Source organism: Anabaena sp. UHCC 0399, assembly GCF_034931465.1.
Lineage (GTDB): Bacteria > Cyanobacteriota > Cyanobacteriia > Cyanobacteriales > Nostocaceae > Trichormus > Trichormus minutissimus.
In genome coordinates this window covers 1-5,242 of record NZ_JAYGGZ010000103.1, presented here as the reverse complement: position 1 = coordinate 5,242, position 5,242 = coordinate 1, and the positions used below count along the sequence as shown (strand labels likewise).

The 5,242-nt window shown below is 40.5% G+C and carries 6 protein-coding genes; 1 reads left to right on the top strand and 5 read right to left on the bottom strand.

What is annotated here, in order from left to right; translation table 11 throughout:
* On the top strand, window positions 1–425 hold a 425-nt coding region (locus tag VB693_RS28690; RefSeq protein ID WP_323269239.1), incomplete at its 5' end, for a HEAT repeat domain-containing protein.
* A gap of 5 nt (window positions 426–430) precedes the next feature.
* Here the strand turns inward: VB693_RS28690 and VB693_RS28685 are convergent.
* The 5 genes from VB693_RS28685 to VB693_RS28665 form a co-directional block, all read right to left on the bottom strand.
* Entirely contained in the window at window positions 431–829 is a 399-nt protein-coding gene (locus tag VB693_RS28685; protein WP_323269238.1) for a hypothetical protein, read from the bottom strand.
* A gap of 151 nt (window positions 830–980) precedes the next feature.
* Complete coding sequence (locus VB693_RS28680) at window positions 981–1,175, bottom strand: type II toxin-antitoxin system Phd/YefM family antitoxin (protein WP_323269237.1); 195 nt, start codon at window positions 1,173–1,175, stop codon at window positions 981–983.
* A 14-nt stretch (window positions 1,176–1,189) separates the two neighbouring features.
* Window positions 1,190–1,438: a type II toxin-antitoxin system RelE/ParE family toxin gene (locus VB693_RS28675; RefSeq protein ID WP_323269236.1), complete on the bottom strand. Its 249-nt coding sequence runs from the start codon at window positions 1,436–1,438 to the stop codon at window positions 1,190–1,192.
* Between the two features lie 57 nt (window positions 1,439–1,495).
* On the bottom strand, window positions 1,496–4,144 hold the full coding sequence (gene acnB, locus VB693_RS28670) for a bifunctional aconitate hydratase 2/2-methylisocitrate dehydratase (protein WP_323269235.1): 2,649 nt from the start codon (window positions 4,142–4,144) through the stop codon (window positions 1,496–1,498).
* Window positions 4,145–4,398: 254 nt separating this feature from the next.
* Complete coding sequence (locus tag VB693_RS28665) at window positions 4,399–4,794, bottom strand: hypothetical protein (RefSeq protein ID WP_323269234.1); 396 nt, start codon at window positions 4,792–4,794, stop codon at window positions 4,399–4,401.
* Window positions 4,795–5,242 lie beyond the last annotated feature (448 nt).

Here is a 5,242-nt window from a genome sequence, read left to right as displayed (position 1 = left end):
AAGCAGTCGCAAGTGCATTGGGTGAAATTAAGGATACACGAGCAGTAGAACCCTTAATTGCCAAATTGAATGATGCTGACGACGATGTGCAGCAAGCGATAGAGACAGCACTAGTACAACTTGGGAATGAAGAGACTATAGAAACTTTATTAGATAGGTTGTCAAACTGTGATAATCAACATATGAGAATAATGACGCTTAAAGCATTATCTTGGACTTGTGAGGATGAAATAGATCGCAAACTGCTCTCTAGAGACATTTATCTTTTTAATGTATTTTTTTATATGCAGGAAGAGATTGATGAAGAGCAAGTTAGGTTTGCTGCTGAACAATTAAAGATATCAGTTGAGGATGTGTGTAAGCGTTACCAAAAACTTGCTCGAAAGTTTGGTTTGAAATTGAAATTCAATACAGATGCCTTGTAAAAATATTAAATGTTTGATATGTGGTGGGCATAACCATCAAGAGATTTAGAATCAGCAGTAGTTTTTCCTGTTTTTCTAACTTCCTCTGCTTGATTTAAATATTCCCAAGTTTCTGTTTGTTCTTGTTCATCTCCTGATTCTAACCATTCTTTAGTTAATTCCTTCAGTGCTTGATGTTGTTGATGTAAGAGTTTTTTTGTTCCGCTATCCAAATCTTCTTGTACAAAATTGGTTAATAACTTTGGTTTAATAGTGAAACTTTTCCGAAAAACTCGAATTATTTCCAGTAAATTTGACCAATATTCCTGGGGTGTTTCTTGAATTTCTTGTAATATTTCTGTTAAACAACTTTCTTGACTAATGTGACTGGCTTCAGCTTGTTTAATTAAATTGGGTTGAGTCATTAGTAATTATTCCTCAAGTGAAGTGAGTCATCACGACTCGCCCTAATTAGCAAATTTAGGATATAGCGTTTTCCGACCTAGTGAGGTACGTTTTCAAAGCTACTAACCTTGGTAAACAATATTTTGGTGTACCTCAGTTGCTTAGGAAACGCTATAATAACATTTTTTTTACCTCGGTTAAAGATACCGAAGCACTATCTTTTTCTTCTGTTTTCGCTTCTTGTAAATCTCTTAAATCTTCTAAATCCTCTAGTAATTCCTGAACTTTTAAAAACTCCTCATAAGGTAAAATAGCAAATTGCTTTTGACCATTTTTTGTTAAAAATTCAGGATGTAATTCAATCATTTTTACAACTCCTTTTACTCATAAGCCTTACTACGATGCTTAACCCTATATATCATGATAGTCTGTTCTTCTAATTCAAACAAAACTCGATAATCACCTACTCTCAGACAATATTCTGGCGTAAAGTTGGTTAAGCGTTTTACGTCTCCCTGTAAATCATCTTGCATCGCTTCAATTTTACTGATAATGCGTTCTCTAACATCTACAGGAAATTTCTCTAAATCTTTAATTGCTTTGGGCTTAAATTCTATTTGGTAATGCACATAATTGACTCTCTTGAAATATATTAGGGTAAGCCATGAAGACTCACCCTAATTAAACTATACCAACAACGCTTGCTCCTCTTGAGAAATCACTCGCCCTTCATCCTCAAAACCGATGATTTGATCAAAGTTCAAATACCGATATAAATTCTCAGCAAAAGGATGAATCTTATTCGCCACAATATCAAGATATTCTTGCACTGTGGGAATGCGTCCAAACAAAGCACAAACTGCGGCTAATTCGGCAGAACCTAAATACACTCTCGCACCTTTACCCATGCGATTATTGAAGTTGCGGGTAGAGGTAGAAAATACAGTTGTGCCATCAGCAACTCTTGCCTGATTTCCCATACATAAACTGCATCCAGGCATTTCTGTTCTTGCACCAGCCGCACCAAAAACGCTGTATACACCTTCTTCTTTTAACTGGTGTTCATCCATGCGGGTGGGTGGTGCTATCCACAGGCGAGTTTTGACTTCACCTGCACCTTCTAAAACTTTCGCAGTTGCTCGATAATGACCAATATTTGTCATACAAGAACCAACAAATACTTCTTGTACTGGATCATTAGCAACTTCCGATAATAATTTAACATTATCGGGGTCATTTGGTGCAGCCACAATTGGTTCTTTGATTTCGTTCAAATCAATTTCAATGATTGCGGCATATTCTGCATCTGTGTCAGCTTCAAGTAACACAGGATTTGCTAACCACTCTTCCATTTTGGCGACGCGGCGCATGATAGTACGCGCGTCTTGATAACCTCTGGCTACCATGTTCTTGAATAGGGCAATATTAGAACGCAGATATTCTGAAACTGTTTCTACACTCAGTTTAATGGTGCAGCCTGCACAAGAACGTTCGGCGGAAGCATCTGTAAGTTCAAAGGCTTGTTCTACTTTCAAATCTGGTAAGCCTTCTATTTCCAAGATTTTGCCGGAGAAGATGTTTTTCTTGTTCTCTTTCTCGACAGTTAGCAACCCTTGTTGCATGGCGACGTAAGGAATGGCGTTGACGATATCTCTTAAGGTGATACCGGGTTGCAATTCCCCTTTGAATCTGACTAATACTGATTCTGGCATATCTAAAGGCATGACACCCAATGCACCAGCAAAGGCGACTAACCCAGAACCGGCGGGGAAGGAAATTCCCAAGGGGAAGCGGGTGTGAGAGTCTCCACCTGTGCCTACGGTATCGGGTAACAGCATCCGGTTGAGCCAAGAGTGGATGATACCATCACCGGGACGCAAGGCGACACCACCACGGGAGGAGAAGAAATCGGGTAAGTCGTGGTGGGTTTTGATGTCTACGGGTTTGGGATAGGCGGCGGTGTGACAGAAACTCTGCATGACTAAGTCTGCACTGAAGCCGAGACAAGCGAGTTCTTTAAGTTCGTCGCGGGTCATGGGGCCGGTGGTATCCTGAGAACCAACTGTAGTCATAATGGGTTCGCAGGATGTACCGGGACGAACACCAGGTAAACCGCAAGCTTTTCCGACCATTTTTTGGGCGAGGGTGTAGCCTTTACCTGTGTCGCTGGGTTGGTAGGGACGGATGAAGACGGTGCTGGGTTCTAAACCTAATGCTTGACGGGTTTTGTCGGTGAGGGTACGTCCAATAAGTAGGGGGATGCGTCCACCGGCGCGGACTTCATCGAGGATGGTGTCTGGTTTGAGGCTGAAGGTAGAAATGACTTCGCCGTCTTCATTGGTAATTTCACCTTTGTAGGGATAGATGGTAATTACCATGCCGGTTTCGAGCTTGGTGACATCACATTGAATAGGCAAAGCACCGGCATCTTCAGCAGTGTTGAAAAAAATAGGCGCGATCGCACTACCTAAAATATAACCCCCACCGCGTTTGTTGGGAACATAGGGTATATCTTGCCCCATATGCCATAACACAGAGTTAATCGCTGATTTCCGAGATGAACCAGTACCCACCACATCCCCGACATAAGCCACAGGATGTCCTTTTTTCTTCAACTCAACAATGGTTTCTAAGCTTCCCGGTTGCCGTGACTCTAACATAGCCAAGGCGTGGAGGGGAATATCTGGGCGGGTGGTGGCGTGGGTGGCTGGAGATAAATCATCGGTGTTGGTTTCCCCAGGAACTTTAAACACAGTGACGTTAATATATTCTGGTAGCTGGGGACGAACTGTAAACCACTCTGCTTCTGCCCAGGAATTAACTACCTGCTTGGCATAGGGATTGATTTTAGCTAATTCCAACACATCATGAAAAGCATCATACACCAGTAATGTTTTGCTGAGAGCAGTAGCGGCGGCGGCGGCGATTGGTTCTTTACCTTCCCCTCCCATTACCAAAGGGGTATCACCTTCTGATGATTTGGTAGAGAGTTGCAACAACTCAATTAACGACTGCACATTATAACCGCCTACCATTGTTCCCAGTAATTCCACTGCTTCAATTGAGGAAATTAAGGGGCTAGTGATTTCGCCTTTAGCAATACCTGTAAGAAATCCAGCTTTCACATAAGCAGCTGCATCTACACCAGGGGGTATGCGTTCACGAAGTGTGGGCAAAGCCCAATCGCGCAATAGATGTAATAATGTATCTTCTTCACCCTGGGGCGGATTTTTCAGTAATTCACACAATTCTGTGGTTTGCTGTGCATCTAACGGTAAGGGCGGAATACCGAGGGTTGCCCTTTCAGCAACGTGTTGACGATATTTTTCTAACATTTTTGTGTTCTCTCTTTGTATGTTCTTACCTTAATTATGAAGTATTTTTAGGCAAAACTTAGCTATCAAAGTTTACCCGATTTTCTGTCTAAAAGCCTTACTGGTAATCGCTTAGGAGATTTTTTATTTTATACTTAAAGTATAGTTTTGATGCCAAATATCCACTGAAGATATTTTAATTACCTACACAGCTAGGGGCAGAATATATCCTGCCCCATAATAATATATATTCCACTCAATTGGGAACTGTTATACTAAGCGGTCATAGCAGTTTCATTAGATGTTTTATCTGTATTAGATTTCAAGCGCGTCAATCTGCTTTTACGGATACGTTCACTATCTCGAACTCCGCCTGCAAGTTCATATTCACTACTGTTTTTACCATACTTAAAACCAACTCCCATCAGCATTTTATCTGAAACCTGACTTAAGTTTTTTTCCATGTCATCTAGCTTCTTTTTATAAGAGTCTATCATTGCTATAGCAGCATTATAATCATCAAGCATATTGTGAAATTTATCGATTAATTGCGTCAAGTTTTGCAAGTTGCAAGTATCATCTAAATTGAGATTTGGATCAATTGCTTTTAGTCCGGCAACTCTAAACTCTGCTTTTTCTAGAATCCGGGAACTACGCTTCTTTCTAGCCATAAATTTACACTTTTTAAAGCTTTACAAAGCTATTTTGGCTTAATTCAACTAGATTCTAGTTCAGCAAAATTCACATTTTATTTTGCCAATTGTTTTATTGATGTCCGTGATTTCTCGGAATTGCTTCAATATATCGCCTTTTTATTGGAGAGTTAAGTGCGATCGTTTTAATCTTAAGGCTTAATGTTCTAGTTTTAAGGCTTAATGTTATAACCTCAAGGCTTAATATTATATGTTTAAGACTTAATATTGTAAGTTTAAGGCTTAATGCTGTAACTTCAAGGCTTAATGTTGTAATCTCAAGGCTTAATGTTGTCTGACTTTTCACGTTATGTGGAAAAGCTAACGTGAAACCTAACCCCCTAACCCCCTAACCCCCTTCCCTACCTTCGCGGAGCGTGTCGTAGACAGGGAAGGGGGAAAAATTAAAGCCTCTCTCCTTGTAGGG

Excerpts from the sequence above, each read along its gene's own strand:
- acnB (WP_323269235.1), bottom strand. The coding sequence starts at position 4,144 with ATGTTAGAAAAATATCGTCAACACGTTGCTGAAAGGGCAACCCTCGGT.
- VB693_RS28680 (WP_323269237.1), bottom strand. The coding sequence starts at position 1,175 with ATGATTGAATTACATCCTGAATTTTTAACAAAAAATGGTCAAAAGCAA.
- VB693_RS28665 (WP_323269234.1), bottom strand. The coding sequence starts at position 4,794 with ATGGCTAGAAAGAAGCGTAGTTCCCGGATTCTAGAAAAAGCAGAGTTT.
- VB693_RS28685 (WP_323269238.1), bottom strand. The coding sequence starts at position 829 with ATGACTCAACCCAATTTAATTAAACAAGCTGAAGCCAGTCACATTAGT.